At 71.9% G+C, this 14,530-nt stretch carries 16 protein-coding genes; 9 read left to right on the top strand and 7 right to left on the bottom strand.

Features of this window, described 5'->3' with window-relative positions:
- The first annotated feature begins 86 nt into the window (after positions 1-86).
- On the top strand, positions 87-545 hold the full coding sequence (locus tag ACWD3D_RS22055; RefSeq protein ID WP_451462544.1) for a hypothetical protein: 459 nt from the start codon (positions 87-89) through the stop codon (positions 543-545).
- Between the two features lie 141 nt (positions 546-686).
- Positions 687-1,538 (top strand): alpha/beta fold hydrolase, encoded by an 852-nt coding sequence (locus ACWD3D_RS22050; RefSeq protein ID WP_451462543.1) that lies wholly within the window; start codon positions 687-689, stop codon positions 1,536-1,538.
- Positions 1,539-1,584: 46 nt separating this feature from the next.
- Here the strand turns inward: ACWD3D_RS22050 and ACWD3D_RS22045 are convergent, their stop codons facing one another.
- Entirely contained in the window at positions 1,585-2,493 is a 909-nt protein-coding gene (locus tag ACWD3D_RS22045; RefSeq protein ID WP_451462542.1) for an NYN domain-containing protein, read from the bottom strand.
- Between the two features lie 213 nt (positions 2,494-2,706).
- On the opposite strand from ACWD3D_RS22045, the gene ACWD3D_RS22040 reads away from it, so the two are divergent.
- Positions 2,707-2,859 carry a hypothetical protein gene (locus ACWD3D_RS22040; protein WP_015611185.1) on the top strand — a complete coding sequence of 51 codons (153 nt, stop codon included), beginning with the start codon at positions 2,707-2,709 and terminating at the stop codon, positions 2,857-2,859.
- A 107-nt stretch (positions 2,860-2,966) separates the two neighbouring features.
- Here the strand turns inward: ACWD3D_RS22040 and ACWD3D_RS22035 are convergent, their stop codons facing one another.
- The 3 genes from ACWD3D_RS22035 to ACWD3D_RS22025 form a co-directional block, all read right to left on the bottom strand.
- Entirely contained in the window at positions 2,967-3,572 is a 606-nt protein-coding gene (locus ACWD3D_RS22035) for a MarC family protein (RefSeq protein WP_451462541.1), read from the bottom strand.
- A gap of 184 nt (positions 3,573-3,756) precedes the next feature.
- Positions 3,757-4,623, bottom strand: a complete 867-nt coding sequence (locus ACWD3D_RS22030; protein WP_451462540.1) for a PHP domain-containing protein — start codon at positions 4,621-4,623, stop codon at positions 3,757-3,759.
- Positions 4,624-4,739: 116 nt separating this feature from the next.
- The gene (locus tag ACWD3D_RS22025; protein ID WP_451462539.1) at positions 4,740-5,417 is read right to left on the bottom strand and encodes a DUF6758 family protein; all 678 of its coding nucleotides are present in this window, start codon (positions 5,415-5,417) and stop codon (positions 4,740-4,742) included.
- Positions 5,418-5,608: 191 nt separating this feature from the next.
- On the opposite strand from ACWD3D_RS22025, the gene ACWD3D_RS22020 reads away from it, so the two are divergent.
- On the top strand, positions 5,609-6,841 hold the full coding sequence (locus tag ACWD3D_RS22020) for an MFS transporter (RefSeq protein ID WP_451462538.1): 1,233 nt from the start codon (positions 5,609-5,611) through the stop codon (positions 6,839-6,841).
- A gap of 119 nt (positions 6,842-6,960) precedes the next feature.
- Here the strand turns inward: ACWD3D_RS22020 and ACWD3D_RS22015 are convergent, their stop codons facing one another.
- Entirely contained in the window at positions 6,961-7,545 is a 585-nt protein-coding gene (locus ACWD3D_RS22015; protein ID WP_451462537.1) for a suppressor of fused domain protein, read from the bottom strand.
- Positions 7,546-7,963: 418 nt separating this feature from the next.
- Between ACWD3D_RS22015 and ACWD3D_RS22010 the strand changes: the two genes are divergently transcribed.
- Together ACWD3D_RS22010 and ACWD3D_RS22005 are read left to right on the top strand one after the other, a co-directional pair.
- A complete protein-coding gene (locus ACWD3D_RS22010; RefSeq protein WP_451462536.1) occupies positions 7,964-9,091 on the top strand; it encodes a magnesium and cobalt transport protein CorA in 1,128 nt (375 codons plus the stop codon).
- A 64-nt stretch (positions 9,092-9,155) separates the two neighbouring features.
- Positions 9,156-9,671, top strand: a complete 516-nt coding sequence (locus ACWD3D_RS22005) for a hypothetical protein (RefSeq protein ID WP_451462535.1) — start codon at positions 9,156-9,158, stop codon at positions 9,669-9,671.
- A 48-nt stretch (positions 9,672-9,719) separates the two neighbouring features.
- On the opposite strand, the gene ACWD3D_RS22000 is transcribed toward ACWD3D_RS22005, so the two are convergent.
- Together ACWD3D_RS22000 and ACWD3D_RS21995 are read right to left on the bottom strand one after the other, a co-directional pair.
- Positions 9,720-10,247: an SRPBCC family protein gene (locus tag ACWD3D_RS22000; RefSeq protein WP_451462534.1), complete on the bottom strand. Its 528-nt coding sequence runs from the start codon at positions 10,245-10,247 to the stop codon at positions 9,720-9,722.
- A 153-nt stretch (positions 10,248-10,400) separates the two neighbouring features.
- Complete coding sequence (locus tag ACWD3D_RS21995; protein ID WP_451462533.1) at positions 10,401-11,174, bottom strand: hypothetical protein; 774 nt, start codon at positions 11,172-11,174, stop codon at positions 10,401-10,403.
- A 231-nt stretch (positions 11,175-11,405) separates the two neighbouring features.
- Between ACWD3D_RS21995 and ACWD3D_RS21990 the strand changes: the two genes are divergently transcribed.
- The 3 genes from ACWD3D_RS21990 to ACWD3D_RS21980 are packed head-to-tail and all read left to right on the top strand — an operon-like array spanning position 11,406 to position 14,406.
- A complete protein-coding gene (locus tag ACWD3D_RS21990; protein ID WP_451462532.1) occupies positions 11,406-12,680 on the top strand; it encodes a magnesium transporter MgtE N-terminal domain-containing protein in 1,275 nt (424 codons plus the stop codon).
- Complete coding sequence (locus ACWD3D_RS21985) at positions 12,670-13,230, top strand: DUF1003 domain-containing protein (RefSeq protein WP_451462531.1); 561 nt, start codon at positions 12,670-12,672, stop codon at positions 13,228-13,230. The genes ACWD3D_RS21990 and ACWD3D_RS21985 overlap by 11 nt, the downstream gene beginning before the upstream one ends.
- A gap of 42 nt (positions 13,231-13,272) precedes the next feature.
- The gene (locus ACWD3D_RS21980) at positions 13,273-14,406 is read left to right on the top strand and encodes an Mrp/NBP35 family ATP-binding protein (RefSeq protein WP_266708782.1); all 1,134 of its coding nucleotides are present in this window, start codon (positions 13,273-13,275) and stop codon (positions 14,404-14,406) included.
- Positions 14,407-14,530: the final 124 nt, after the last annotated feature.

Genomic DNA, 14,530 nt, shown 5'->3' with positions numbered 1-14,530 from the left:
GTACGCGGCGAGCCGTTCCTTGCAGTACGCGCCCAGTTCCTCCGGCGCCACCCCGGCGCCCGGCCGGAGGCTGACGTATCCAGACGGTGGCCGTCGCCGTGGGCTTCACCGAGCCCGCCGCCGAGGCCAAGGCCGAGACGAAGCCGCGCCGCCGTCCCCGGGTCGTGAAGCCCGCCGCGGACGAGGTCGACTTCCAGATCGCTCCGCCCTCGGAGCCCGAGTCCGAGAGCCGGACGCGCCGCCGTCCCCGTACGGCCGCGAAGCCGGCCACGGAGACGAAGGCCGAGGCCAAGCCCGAGACGAAGCCCCGTACGCGCAAGGCCGCCGCGCCGAAGACCGCCGTGAAGGCCGAGGCCGCTCCGGTGGCCGAGGCCGACGCCGTGGAGGAGAAGCCGAAGCGCCGTCGCCGTGCCGCCGTCAAGCCGGAGACCTCCGTGGTCGCCGAGGCGGAGGCCGTGGCGAGCGAGGCGGCCGAGGCTCCGGCCCGGACCCGTCGCCGCCGTACGCGCCCGGCGACCGCCGAGGCCGCGTCGGCCGAGAGCTGATTCTCCCGCGGCAGCGACCGCGTACCGGACGGCCCTGCTCCCCCGAACACCGGGGGGACGGGGCCGTCCGGCGTTTCCGGCCGTCCGGCGTTCGCGTGGGCCGTCCGCAGGACGGGACGGGGCAGCGCCTAACCTCGTCCCATGAGCCGGCCGCCGACCTTCACCCCGCCCCCCTGTGCCCGCGCCCGCACGCTGCGCACCCCGCGCGGCGACTTCGCCGTCCTGGACGCCGCACCGCGTACGGACGCGCGTGGCACGGTCCTGATGCTCCCGGGCTACACCGGGAGCAAGGAGGACTTCGTCGCCCTCCTCGAACCGCTCACCGCCGCCGGTTTCCGCGCCGTCGCGGTGGACGGCCGGGGGCAGTACGAAAGTCGGGGGACGGGTCGTCAAGATGACTACGCCCAGGTCGAGTTGGCCATGGACGTGCATGCGCAGGCGAAGGCGCTCGACTGCGCCGACGGCACGTTGCCGCATCTGCTCGGCCATTCGCTGGGCGGCCAGGTCGCCCGCGCGGCCGTACTCCAGGACCCCACGCCCTTCCGCTCGTTGACGCTGATGTCGTCCGGCCCGGCCGAAGTCTCCGCGGGGCAGCGGGACAAGGTGAAGCTGCTCGGCGAAGCGCTGTCCGCGCTGACCATGGATCAGGTGTGGGAGGCGATGCGGGCGTTGGACCCGCCGCAGGACGCGGACACCGGCGGCGGTGAGGATCTGCGCCGCCGGTGGCTGTGCAACGATCCGGCGCAGTTGCTCGCCACCGGCCGCCAGTTGTCCGTGGAGCCGGACCGGGTGGACGAACTGGCCGCCACCGGCCTGCCCGTCCACGTCCTCTCCGGGGAGCGAGACGACGTGTGGCCGGTCGGTCTGCTCACCGAGATGGCCCGTCGCCTCGGCGCTCGCCGCACCACGATCGCGGGCGCCGAGCACTCCCCCAACACCGGCCGCCCGAAGGAGACGGCTGCGGCGCTGGTGGCGTTCTGGTCCGGCCTCTGAGCCCCGTCCGGAGCCCCCCGTGGCCCCACCGGGGCCCACCCGAACCCTAGAACTGCGCCTGGAGGTGCTGCCAGAAGCCGTCGCGCAGCGCCCGGCGCAGCGGGGCGTGCCCGCGCAGGGAGTGCTGGAGCAGGCGTTCCGCCTCGACCAGGAGGTCCTGGTCGACGGAGCCCGGCAGGTACGGGTGGCCCGGCATCAGGTCGACCAGGGACTCCCGGCCCTTGGCCGCGAGCCAGGCGGCGGCTACCTGTGCCCCGACGAAGCGGACGTCCTCGCGGGAGGGCGCAGGCCCTTCGTCCTCGTACGTGGTGACCGGTCGGCGGGTGACGTACGGGCGGCAGAAGTCCAGGTCGAAGGTGCGCTGGCTGTCCACCTCCCAGAGCAGCGGCTCGGCCTGGTTGCGGCCCTCGCCTGCCTCGATGCCCCAGAGGTGCACCCGGGCGCCGTACCCCTGTGCGGCTTCCACGGCCGAGACGAGGTCCTCGTCGCCGCCGACGAGTGCGGCGTCGCTGATGGCGCGGTGCCGGGCGAGCGATTCGAGGTCGGTGCGGATGAGGGAGTCGACGCCCTTCTGCTGGTTGTTGGCGTTGAGGTTGCCCAGGCGCACCTTGACGTCGGGCAGTTCGGCGATGGACTGCTGCTCGGTGGTGTGGATGCGGCGCCGGGCGCCGTCGTACCAGTAGACGCGCAGGAGCCGGCTGTCCGCGAAGATCGTGCGGGCCTGCTCGATGAACGCCTCGATGAGCCCGCCGGAGTCGAGGTCGAAGGAGCGGCGGTCCTCGGTGCCGGTGACGAGGAGCCCGGCGGCGGCGTAGACATAACCCGCGTCGACGAAGATCGCGTGGGTGGAGGGGGTCTTCGAGACCTCGGCGAGCACGCGGTGGAGGAGCTGGTTCGTCAGGTCCAGGCGGTCGCGGATGTCGTCCGGGGTGGTGGGGAAGTCGGCATCGGTCATGGACGACTCGACGTCCGTGGTGGCGTGATTACCTGCGGGTACTTAGACATCCAAAAAATTTCCTTAGCGTAGGGAATGTTTTCCGGGGGGTGCGCCGTTGTACCCCTCGTAAGGGAGCGGGACCGTGAGGCCGCGCTTCCTTCATCCTTGCGGACGGGAATCCCCGTCCGACCAGTAGTTCTCCAGCAGGAGGATCAGACGAAGGGAAGCCCTGTGCGCTTCGAGATCATGCGACTCGACGATGTCGACGGTACCGCCGTGGACAGCACCGTCGTAGACGCCGCCTCCGTCAACCGGATCGTGCAGCAGGCCGCGGCAATGGGCCAGCGCATCTACATTCGGCCGGCAGAAAGCTCGGCCTCGTAACACCTTCCGGCAGTACGCCTTGATGAGATGACGAGTCGCCCCCGTACGGATCTCCGTACGGGGGCGCAGTGCGTCCGGGGCCGGCGAACCCGGCGGCCCGGGTCGGCTCAGCTGTTCTGGATGACCTGGGTGACGCCGTTGATGATCTGCTGCACCGCGATGGCGGAGAGCATCATTCCGGCGAGCCGGGTCACCAGCACCACGCCGCCGTCCTTGATGACCCGGATGATCAGCAGCGAGTAGCGCATGGTCAGCCAGAGCACCACGTGCATGACGACGATCGCCGCCCAGACCGAGATCTGGCTGCTCACGCTGTGCGCGTGCTGCACGGCCAGGATCACCGAGACGATCGCGCCGGGTCCGGCCAGCAGCGGCATGCCCAGCGGCACGAGCGCGACGTTGACGTCCTTCGTCTGCGTCGGTTCGTCCGTCTTGCCGGTGAGCAGGTCCAGCGCGATGAGCAGCAGGAGCAGACCACCGGAGATCATCAGCGCGGGTACGGAGACGTGCAGGTAGTCCAGGATCTGCTGGCCGAGGACGCCGAACACGGCGATCACTCCGAAGGCGACCGCGACCGCCTGGAGCGCCATCCTGCGCTGGGTCTTCGCGGGTCGGCCGGCGGTGAGGGCCAGGAAGATCGGTGTGATCCCCGGCGGGTCCATGATCACGAAGAGGGTGAGGAAGAGGGAACCGAAAACAGCGACGTCGAACACGGTGAGCCTTGCGGGAGAAGAGAAGAAGCAGGTCGGGGTGGGACCGCGCGCGAGCACCCCCGGCTCACCGGAGCGGGGCTGCGGGAGGGGCCGGGGTACGGACGGCGGCGGGAGGGTGCGAGGGGCGCGCGGCACCGGCGGGCGGCCGGAGATCCGGCCGCCGGGAAAAGGGGTGGTGCGGCCCTCAGCTGCGGAGGGCTCCGCCGGCACCCGGCACCGGGAAGGCTCCCGCGGAACGCCGGGTGATCTCGCCGTAGATCTCGGGGTCGGTGGTGTACTCGCCGAGCGCGACGCTCTTGCGGCTGCCGTGGTAGTCGCTGGAGCCGGTGGTGAGCAGTCCCAGCTCGGCGGCGAGGCCGCGCAGCCGGGCGCGGGTGGCCTCGTCGTGGTCCATGTGGTCGACCTCGATGCCGTCGAGTCCGGCGGCGGCGAGCTCGGCGATGGCCGATTCGGGGACGACGGAGCCGCGCTTGACGGCCGCCGGGTGGGCGAAGACGGTGACCCCGCCCGCGGCCTTGACGAGGCGGACGGCGTCGAAGGGGTCGAGTTCGTGCTTGCCGGCGTGCGCCCGGCCGCCGTCGGCGAGCCACTCGGGGGTGAACGCGTCGGAGACGGTGGGGACGACGCCCAGTTCGACGAGGGCGGCGGCGACGTGCGGGCGGCCCACCGAGCCGTCACCGGCGATCCGGGCCACGTGGTCCCAGGTCACCGGCACGCCGAGGGCCTGGAGCTTGGCCACCATGGCCTGGGCGCGCGGCACCCGGTCGTCCCGGACCAGCTCGCGCTCGCGGGCGAACTCGGGCTCCTCGGGGTCGAAGAGGTACGCCAGCATGTGCAGGCTCACCCCGTCGAGGCGGCAGGAGAGTTCGGCGCCGGTGACGAGGGTGAGGCCTTCGGGGAGGGCCGCCAGCGCCTCGGCGTGGCCGCGCACGGTGTCGTGGTCGGTGAGGGCGACGACGTCGAGTCCGGCCGCCGCCGCGTTCCGGACCAGCTCGGCCGGGGTGTCCGTACCGTCGGACGCGGTGGAGTGCGTGTGCAGGTCGATACGCACGACGGTGACTCCTGTGCTCGCGGCGGACGGTGGGGACGCTCCAGGATAACCACCGACGGCCACCGCGCGGACCTCGCCCGGACGTGCGTGCCCGACCGTCCGCGCACCTGGGGCGCTCAGCGCGGGGCGGGGCCCTGCCGGGGCGGCGCCTCGGGGATGCCGAGCAGGCGCGGGGTGAGGGCGCCGCAGGGCACCAGGTCCACTTCGGCGCCCGCGTCGCGGAGGTCGGTGAGGACCAGTTCGTCGTACATGAGGAGCGCCGACTGCTGGGGCCAGACGATCGCCCAGAGCCAGAGCCCGCGCGCCTCGCCCGCGAAGACCGCCCGGTCCTCCGGGACGCCGTGCACCTGCCAGAGCGGGGTCGGGCGGCCGGCGGCGAGCACCTTGGCCACGGGGGGACCCTCGACGCGCATCCGGGGGCCGGGGTCGGGGCCTTCGATACCGGCGTAGCGGGCGCCGAGGCCGACGCCGAGTTCCTCGGCGACCAGCAGCATCTCGCCCATCCCGCCGAGCGGGCCGGGGCCCGTGCAGGCCAGCGCGGTGGCCCGGCCGCCGCTGCGGTCGTCGCCTGCGTGCGCGACGCCCGTGAACAGCCAGCCCACCGGCAGCGGCCACGGCATCCACACCGGTACCTGCGCGCGGTGGACCACCACGGAGAGGGCCTCGACGCTGGGCGGGACCACCGGTTGCATCGGATGGACCGGGCCGTGCGCGGGGCACTGCCAGGAGTCGGCGAAGAGACCGGGCGCCCTGACCCGGCCACCGCACTTCGGGCAACTGGGTTCGCCCCTCATAGCGTCCCACGGTCCCCCTCCCGGGTCGCCACGTCAAGGACGGTCACCCGTCCGCAGCGTGGCTCCCACCGGCAAATATAGGTGTAGTTTGCATTTATTAGCCAACCTAACTTATTCTGTGTATCGCACAGGCATCCGGCCCGGCCGTGCGCCCCCGTCAGGACCGGCTTCCACGAGGAGAGTGGGACACCATGCAGGGAAAGGACCCGTTCGACGAAGGGGCCACCAGCATCCTTCGCCAGCCCAAGGCGGTCTGGGCGACCGCCGGCGCCTCGGTCGTGGCGTTCATGGGGATCGGCTTGGTGGACCCGATCCTGCCGTCCATCGCCAAGGGACTGGACGCGACACCGAGTCAGGTGTCGCTGCTGTTCACCTCGTACTTCCTGATCACCGCCTTCGCGATGCTGGTCACCGGCTTCGTCTCCAGCCGCATCGGCGGGAAGAAGACCCTGCTGGCCGGACTGGCGCTGGTCGTCGTGTTCGCCGCGCTCGCCGGAACGTCCTCGTCGGTGGGCGAGCTGGTCGGCTTCCGGGCCGGCTGGGGCCTCGGCAACGCGCTCTTCGTCTCCACCGCGCTCGCCGTGATCGTCGGCGCCGCCGCCGGTGGCAGCGCGGCGGCGATCCTGCTCTACGAGGCCGCGCTCGGCCTCGGCATGGCGTGCGGGCCCCTGGTCGGCGCGCTGCTCGGCAACGCCAGCTGGCGCTACCCCTTCTTCGGTACCGCCGCCCTGATGGCGATCGGCTTCGTCAGCATCGTCGCGTTCCTGCGGGAGCAGCCGAAGCCCGCCCGCAAGACCTCGCTGCTCGACCCGGTCAAGGCGCTCGGCCACGGCGGACTGGCCTCGGTGGCGGGTTCCGCGTTCTTCTACAACTACGCGTTCTTCACCATCCTGGCCTTCACCCCGTTCGTGCTGGACATGACCCCGTACAGGTCCGGTGCGGTCTTCTTCGCCTGGGGCCTGCTGCTCGCCGTCTTCTCGGTCTTCGTCGCCCCGCGCCTCCAGGCCCGCTTCGGCTCGCTGAAGGTGCTCGGCGCCTCGCTCGTCCTCTTCGCGGCCGACCTGCTGATTCTCGGCTACGGCGACCACACCACCGCGATCGTCTGCACGATCGTCTCGGGTGCCTTCATCGGCATGAACAACACCGTCTACACCGAGCTCGCCCTCGGCGTCTCGGACGCACCCCGCCCGGTCGCGAGCGCCGGCTACAACTTCGTCCGCTGGTTCGCCGCTGCCGCCGCCCCCTACCTCGCCCCGAAGATCGAGGAGTGGAGCGACGCGCGCATCCCGTTCGTGGTCGCCGCCGTCGCGGCCGTGGCCGGCGCGCTGATCGTGTGGGTACGGCGCTCCGCGCTCACCCACGAGGCGGCGGAGGTCCAGCCCGCGCACGCCACCGCGGACGGCGTCTCGGCCTTCGCCGACTGAGTTCCGGGGACGTGTACGAAGAGGGGCCCCGCCGATCCGGACCGCGTCCGGGACCGGCGGGGCCCCTTTCGCACGCCACGGACGGGTGAACACGGACGGGTGACCGCGTACGGGTGGCCTCAGTCCAGGGTCACGGAGTTCCGCAGCGGGTCCCGCAGGTCCGTGCCGTGCGAGAGCCAGCGCTCCTGGAGCTCCTGGGCGCCCCGGACCCGCTTCCAGGCGGCCTCGTTCGTGGTCATCGGGAGCAGCGGCAGGAAGCGCACCGGGTCCATCGGCTCGTCGAGCTCCAGGTCCTCCACCAGCCCGCCGGGCTCGGCCACGAGGACCGAGGAGAACGGGGCCGACGGCCAGAGCGGGTCGCCCAGGTCGAGGGAGGCGCCGGGGGCCACGATCACGCCTTCGACCTGCGGGGACGCCGCGAGTACGGCGAGCGGGCGCAGCACCTGGTCGGTGTCGGCCAGCCCGGCGCGCACGGAGAGCACCAGCTCGGCGCGGGGGCCCTTGACCGGGTCGGCGAGCGGCGAGGTGGGGTCGGCCATGGGCTGGGCGGACATGCCGAGGGTGGCGTACCGGACCACGTCGCCGTCGAGGAAGCGCAGCACTTCGATGCGGTCCGTGCCGAGGAAGGTGACCGCGGCGCGGGCGTCCGGCTCCCCCAGGGCGTTGCGTAGCCGGGCTTCGACGAGCGCGAGAATTTCTTCCATGTCGCGAGCATAGAACGCGTATCGAACGGGCAAAGTAAGGGATTGACCCTTGGCCGGCTGATAGCCTGGCCGCCGGTCGGGACAGCGCGCGATGCGGCGCCCTCTCCGTCCCGACAGCACGTCGTCCCCCACGGGGGACCGACCGGAGGAGGTGGGGACTGCCATGGATCCAAGTCGACCGTGCAGTACCGAGCGCCCTTCCGTCCCCACCGTTTCCCGGTGAATCCTTAAGCCCTCTCGGTCAGGGCTCGTGGCTTGTCGCACGGCGGAAGAGCATCCCGTTTTTGCCTGTCTGTAGCGAACGCCGTCGCCACCGTTCCGCGGTGCCGCCCGCTTTGCGGACGTGGTTTCCACGTCTCCATTCCGGGCTGTTCCGCCTGCGCGGGGACCGCACGGCCCTTTCGTGTAGGAGCCTGCCATGTCCATGATCCGTGACCTGCGCGCCGCCGTGCGCCCTTCCCTGCGGCCCGCCTTCCGTAAGACCCCCGCTCCGTACACCGGTTACGACACCACCCGCGACCCGTCCGCCTCCAGCGCCGTGGTGGACTGCGCGGTCTACCGCGACGGCCGCCGCATGGAGGCGTCCACCTGCCAGACCCCGCACGAGGCGATGCTGCGGGTGCGCGAGGGCGGCGGCTTCGCCTGGATCGGGCTGCACGAACCCACCGAGGCCGAATTCGCGGTCATCGCGCGGGAGTTCGGACTGCACCCGCTGGCGGTGGAGGACGCGGTCCACGCCCACCAGCGGCCCAAGCTGGAGCGGTACGACGACACGCTCTTCACCGTCTTCAAGACCATCCACTACGTCGAGCACACCGAGCTCACCGCGACCAGCGAGGTCGTCGAGACCGGCGAGGTGATGTGCTTCACCGGCCGGGACTTCGTGATCACCGTCCGGCACGGCGGCCAGGGCTCGCTGCGCGCGCTGCGCCACCGCCTCCAGGACGATCCGGAGCTGCTCGCCAAGGGCCCGTCGGCCGTGCTGCACTCCATCGCCGACCACGTGGTGGACGGGTACATCGCGGTGGCCGGTGCGATGCAGGACGACATCGACGAGGTGGAGATCGACGTCTTCTCCACCCCGGCGAAGGGCAGCGCGCGCGGCACCGACGCCGGGCGGATCTACCAACTCAAGCGTGAGGTGCTGGAGTTCAAGCGGGCCGTCTCGCCGCTCCAGCGGCCGATGCAGCTCCTCAGCGAGCGGCCGATGCGGCTGATCGACCCGGACATCCAGAAGTACTTCCGTGACGTGGCCGACCACCTCTCCCGGGTGCAGGAGGAGGTCCTCGGCTTCGACGAGCTGCTGAACTCGATCCTGCAGGCCAATCTGGCGCAGGCGACCGTCACCCAGAACGAGGACATGCGCAAGATCACGTCCTGGGCCGCCATCGTCGCCGTACCCACGATGATCTGCGGTGTCTACGGCATGAACTTCGAGCACATGCCGGAGTTGGAGTGGACGTACGGCTATCCGATGGTGCTGGGCGTCATCGCGGTGGTCTGTTTCTCCATCCACCGGACGCTGAAGCGCAACGGCTGGCTGTAGCCGGCCCGGCGGCACTCCCACCGGCCCACGCGGGCCCGGGCGGCGGGCCGTTAGGCTCTTCGCCATGACTGCTGACTCGTTGCTCGGGCAGGCCCTCGTCGAGGAGGCCACCAAGAAGTCCGGCCTCATCTGGGTGCGCGCCTCCGGCGCCGCCCGGGCGCTCTGGCACGTCTGGCACGAGGGCGCGGCGCTGCTCGTCGGCGGCCCCGGTGAGCAGCCGCTCCCGGACGGGCTGGCGGACGGCGCGCGGGCCGAGGTGACGGTGCGCAGCAAGGACAAGGGCGGCCGGATCGTCGCGTGGACCGCCGAGGTGGACGAGCTCGCCCCGCACTCCGAGGAGTGGGAGGCCGCGGTCGCGGAGCTGAAGGGGAAGCGGCTGAACGCGCCGGACGCGGAGCGGCTCGCCGAGCGCTGGGCGAGCGACTGCCGGGTGGTCCGGCTGACGCCCGTGGCCCACACCACCGATCTGCCGGACACCTCGCTCGCCGCCCGCCCGCTCGCCACCCCGGCGATCACCCGCGAACCGGCACCGGCCGGGCTCCCCCGGCTGCTGCTGAAGAAGCGCCGCCGCGCCGGCTGAGTACGGCCCCCGGCCGGGCCGACGACGGACGACGCCGAAAAGCGCGGTTCAGCGGCTCGTACGCCCTGACGCGGCGCCGACAAGGCCGTCCAGCCAAGCCTGGTGCCCGTTGAGCATCGGGTTCGGCCGCTCCCCGGCGAGCGCCGCCGCAGGCCGTCCGATCTGGGACTCCTGGGTCAGGATGCGGACCCGGCCGCCCGGCAGGTCCTCCACGAGCCAGGCGTGGAGCACGTCGAGCCGTTCCTCCGGGGTGCCGTTCTGGACGGCGGTCCACGACAGGCGTCCGGGTTCGTCCGGCGCGGGGTCCCGGAACTCGACGACGAGGGCGTCCAGGGGCGGGAAGCCGAATGTGCCGAAGCTGAAGGCGAGGTCCTTCCTCAGCCCGGGACCGCCGCCCCGGGGAAAGGAGATGTCCGCGACGTTGTCGTAGTACGACTCCCAGGTCGAGGTGTCCGTGAGAAGGCGCCACACCTGGGCGGCGCTCAGGCCTCGGACGATCACCTCGTTGGAGACGAAGTTGTCGGTGGTGCCGGGCAGGTACTTCTCCGGCCAGTCGATCGCGTTCTGCGTCGGCATGCGGAGCCCCTTCGGATGCGGGCGGGTTCGGGCCGCAGTGGGCCCCACAGCATCCTCGCGCCTCCTGTCGCACGCCGCGACAGGAGGCGTTCCGGCACACACGGCGCGGACGGGCCGACCGGAGCTCCGGTCCGGCTCCGAAGGCGCGAACGCTCAGCCCGAACTCTTCGGCAGCTGGCCGCTGTAGTCGACGGTGTCGTCCCTGGGCGGGGCCGCCAGGGCGAAGGAGCGGCCCCAGTCGGCGAGGGTGACCGTGCCGCCACCGCCGCCGCGCGCCACCCGGACGGGGTACGGGGTGCCCTTGAGCGACACGTCGAACGCGCCACCCTCGCCCTTGCCGCCCAGGATCTGGATGGTGGGGACGCCGGCGACCTTGTCCCGGTCGCCCTTGTTGACGGTGCCGTGCAGGGAGAGGAGCCCGTCGAGCAGGGTGCCCTTCTCGGTGAAGCCGCGCAGCCGCTTGTACGTGGGGTCGTCCTCGGGCACCTTGACGTACTTGCCGTCCAGCTTCTCGGCGGCCTCTTCGTCGCCGTCCTCGCCCTTGCCCGTTCCGCCCTTGCCGTCCTGCTCGGCGCTCCAGAAGGCGGCGTCCGCCTTGAGGTAGAGGTCGTCGCCGACCCGCAGGACGGCGAAGGTGTTCTCCCGCGAGGTGACGGAGCCGGTCCCGCCGTCGGCGTTGAGCCGCATGTCGAGGGTGTAGCTGCCGTCCTTGCTGATGAGGGTGCCCGCCAGATGGACGGCCGTGGCGGCGTCGGCGGCGGCTCTGGCCCGGGTGTCGATCTCGGCGGCGGAGAGCTTGCCGATTCCGTTCGTACCCTTGTCGGGGTCGTCGCCCACGCAACCGGTGAGGCCCAGGGCGAGTCCCGCCCCGAGTGCCACGGCGAGCGCGGTGCGGCGGGCCCGTACGGCGGGGGCGTAGGAGGTCACGCGTGCTTGCCTCTCGTCATACGTGTGGGATGGCAAGCGGCAGCGTACCCGGGGTTCGGCGTCCACCCGGAAGGGAGCCGTCCGGGGGTGCTCCGGGGCCGGCACGGAGCGGGACGCAGCGGTACCGGCTAGCCTGAATCCGGCATACCGGCGTCATCCGACGCCCCTGACGTTCCGTGACACGACCACGTCGGGCACGGCACGCGGCAACCGGCACGGAAGGGGTGCGCGATGGCATCGGGCGCACCCAGGGTCTACGTCTCGCACCTCTCCGGAGTCCCGGTCTTCGATCCCAACGGCGACCAGGTCGGCCGGGTCCGCGACCTGGTGGCGATGGTGCGCGTCAGCGGCAGACCGCCCCGGCTGCTGGGCATGGTGGTGGAGGTGGTCAGCCGCCGGCGCATCTTCCTGCCCATGACCCGGGTGACGGGCGTCGAGTCCGGCCAGGTCATCACCACCGGCGTGGTCAACATGCGGCGCTTCGAGCAGCGTCCCACCGAGCGTCTGGTGCTCGGCGAGTTCCTGGACCGGCGGGTGCGGCTCGCGGAGAGCGGCGAGGAGGTCACCATCCTCGACGTGGCCATCCACCAGTTGCCGGCCCGCCGTGACTGGGAGATCGACAAGTGCTTCGTCCGCAAGGGACGCGGTGGTGCGCTGCGCCGCAAGGGCGAGACGCTGACCGTCGACTGGTCGGCGGTCCGCGACTTCTCGCTGGAGGAGCACGGGCAGGGCGCCGAGAACCTGGTCGCCACCTTCGAACGGCTGCGCCCCGCCGACGTCGCCAACGCACTGCACCACCTGACGCCCAAGCGCCGGGCGGAGGTGGCCGCCGCCCTCGACGACGACCGGCTCGCCGACGTGCTGGAGGAGCTGCCGGAGGACGACCAGGTGGAGATCCTCGGCAAGCTCAAGGAGGAGCGCGCGGCGGACGTGCTGGAGGCGATGGACCCGGACGACGCGGCGGACCTGCTCTCCGAGCTGCCCGAGGCGGACAAGGAGCGGCTGCTGACGCTGATGCGCCCGGACGACGCGGCCGACGTGCGCCGACTGATGAGTTACGAGGAACGGACGGCGGGCGGTCTGATGACGACCGAGCCGATCGTGCTGCGCCCGGACGCCACCGTCGCGGACGCGCTCGCCCGGGTGCGCCAGTCGGACCTCTCCCCCGCGCTCGCCGCCCAGGTGTACGTCTGCCGGTCGCCCGACGAGACGCCCACCGGCAAGTACCTCGGGACCGTGCACTTCCAGCGGCTGCTGCGCGACCCGCCGTTCGCGCTGGTCAGCTCGATCGTGGACAGCGACCTCGTACCGCTGCCGCCGGACACCCCGCTGGCGGTGGTCACCAGCTATCTGGCGGCGTACAACCTGGTCTCGGTGCCCGTGGTGGACGAGAGCGGCTCGCTGCTGGGTGCGGTGACCGTCGACGACGTGCTGGACCACCTGCTGCCGGAGGACTGGCGGGAGACCGACTTCCACGGCGAGGAGGGGATCGCCCGTGGCCGCTGAGGAGCGTACGAAGGCGGCGTCCACGGGTTCGTCCGGGTTGGTGCGCCCGCCCCGGTTCCGGCTGGACCAGCCGAAGTCGCCGCGCCGCCGGCTCCTGCCGGAGTACGACCCCGAGGCGTTCGGCCGGTTCTCGGAGCGGATCGCCCGCTTCCTGGGCACCGGGCGGTTCATCGTCTGGATGACGCTGATCATCGTCCTCTGGGTGCTCTGGAACATCTTCGCGCCGACCGCGCTGCGGTTCGACGAGTACCCGTTCATCTTCCTGACGCTGATGCTCTCGCTCCAGGCCTCGTACGCGGCGCCGCTGATCCTGCTCGCGCAGAACCGCCAGGACGACCGGGACCGGGTCACCCACGAGCAGGACCGCGCGCAGAACGAGCGGTCCATCGCCGACACCGAGTTCCTCACCCGGGAGATCGCGGCGCTGCGGATGGGCCTCGGCGAGGTCGCCACCCGGGACTGGATCCGCTCGGAGCTGGAGGACCTCGTGAAGGACTTGGAGGACCGGCGCGTGCTCCTTCCGTCCGAGAGTGACGAAGGCGACCGCTGAGGGGCTACCCGCGCGTAGCGCCGCGCGCCGTAACATCGTCGTATGGCTACGGAAGACGCGGTGCGCGAAGCACTGGCGACAGTGAACGACCCGGAGATCCACCGCCCGATCACCGAACTCGGCATGGTGAAGTCGGTCGAGATCGATCCTGACGGTGTGGTGGCTGTCACGGTGTACCTCACGGTCTCCGGCTGCCCGATGCGCGAGACCATCACCCGGAACGTGACCGACGCGGTCGCGGCGGTCGAGGGCGTCTCGCGGGTCGAGGTCACCCTCGACGTGATGAGCGACGAGCAGCGCAAGGAGCTGGCGGGCGCGCTGCGCGGCGGTACCGCCGAGCGCGAGGTGCCCTTCGCCAAGCCCGGGTCGCTCACCCGCGTCTACGCGGTCGCGTCCGGCAAGGGCGGCGTCGGCAAGTCGTCGGTGACGGTCAACCTCGCCGCGGCGATGGCGGCCGACGGGCTGAAGGTCGGCGTCGTCGACGCGGACATCTACGGCCACAGCGTGCCCCGCATGCTGGGTGCGGACGGCAAGCCCACCCAGGTCGAGAACATGATCATGCCGCCGTCCGCGCACGGCGTGAAGGTCATCTCCATCGGCATGTTCACCCCGGGCAACGCCCCGGTGGTCTGGCGCGGCCCGATGCTGCACCGCGCACTCCAGCAGTTCCTCGCCGACGTCTACTGGGGCGACCTCGACGTCCTGCTGCTCGACCTGCCGCCGGGCACCGGTGACATCGCGATCTCGGTGGCGCAGCTCGTGCCGAACGCCGAGATCCTCGTCGTCACCACCCCGCAGCAGGCGGCGGCCGAGGTCGCGGAGCGGGCCGGTTCGATCGCGGTGCAGACGCACCAGAAGATCGCCGGTGTCGTGGAGAACATGTCGGGCATGCCGTGCCCGCACTGCGACGAGATGGTCGACGTGTTCGGCAGCGGCGGCGGGCAGCGGGTGGCGGACGGCCTGACCAAGACGATCGGCGCCGAGGTGCCGGTGCTCGGTTCGATCCCGATCGACGTGCGGCTCCGCGAGGGCGGCGACGAGGGCAAGCCGGTCGTGCTCTCCGACCCGGACTCCCCCGCCGGGCGGGCGCTCCGCTCCATCGCCGAGAAGCTGGGAGGCCGTCAGCGCGGCCTGTCCGGCATGTCGCTGGGCATCACCCCGCGCAACAAGTTCTGAGACGCGAAGGAGCCGGGGGGGGGGGGGGCCCCCGGCCGGTGGGGCCCCGGGGCGGGGGGGGGCGGGTATCAGGCCCCTGCGTCCTCCGCGGCCTTCTGCGCGATGTCCGTACGGTGCTGGGAGC

The sequence above is a fragment of the Streptomyces sp. NPDC002690 genome (assembly GCF_053592415.1).
Note: the sequence above shows the minus strand (reverse complement) of the source record. Positions and strands in the feature narration are given on the sequence as shown.

Excerpts from the sequence above, each read along its gene's own strand:
- ACWD3D_RS22005 (WP_451462535.1), top strand. The coding sequence starts at position 9,156 with ATGACTGCTGACTCGTTGCTCGGGCAGGCCCTCGTCGAGGAGGCCACC.
- ACWD3D_RS22020 (WP_451462538.1), top strand. The coding sequence starts at position 5,609 with ATGCAGGGAAAGGACCCGTTCGACGAAGGGGCCACCAGCATCCTTCGC.
- ACWD3D_RS22050 (WP_451462543.1), top strand. The coding sequence starts at position 687 with ATGAGCCGGCCGCCGACCTTCACCCCGCCCCCCTGTGCCCGCGCCCGC.
- ACWD3D_RS22015 (WP_451462537.1), bottom strand. The coding sequence starts at position 7,545 with ATGGAAGAAATTCTCGCGCTCGTCGAAGCCCGGCTACGCAACGCCCTG.
- ACWD3D_RS21980 (WP_266708782.1), top strand. The coding sequence starts at position 13,273 with ATGGCTACGGAAGACGCGGTGCGCGAAGCACTGGCGACAGTGAACGAC.
- ACWD3D_RS21990 (WP_451462532.1), top strand. The coding sequence starts at position 11,406 with ATGGCATCGGGCGCACCCAGGGTCTACGTCTCGCACCTCTCCGGAGTC.
- ACWD3D_RS22025 (WP_451462539.1), bottom strand. The coding sequence starts at position 5,417 with ATGAGGGGCGAACCCAGTTGCCCGAAGTGCGGTGGCCGGGTCAGGGCG.
- ACWD3D_RS22045 (WP_451462542.1), bottom strand. The coding sequence starts at position 2,493 with ATGACCGATGCCGACTTCCCCACCACCCCGGACGACATCCGCGACCGC.
- ACWD3D_RS22010 (WP_451462536.1), top strand. The coding sequence starts at position 7,964 with ATGTCCATGATCCGTGACCTGCGCGCCGCCGTGCGCCCTTCCCTGCGG.
- ACWD3D_RS22000 (WP_451462534.1), bottom strand. The coding sequence starts at position 10,247 with ATGCCGACGCAGAACGCGATCGACTGGCCGGAGAAGTACCTGCCCGGC.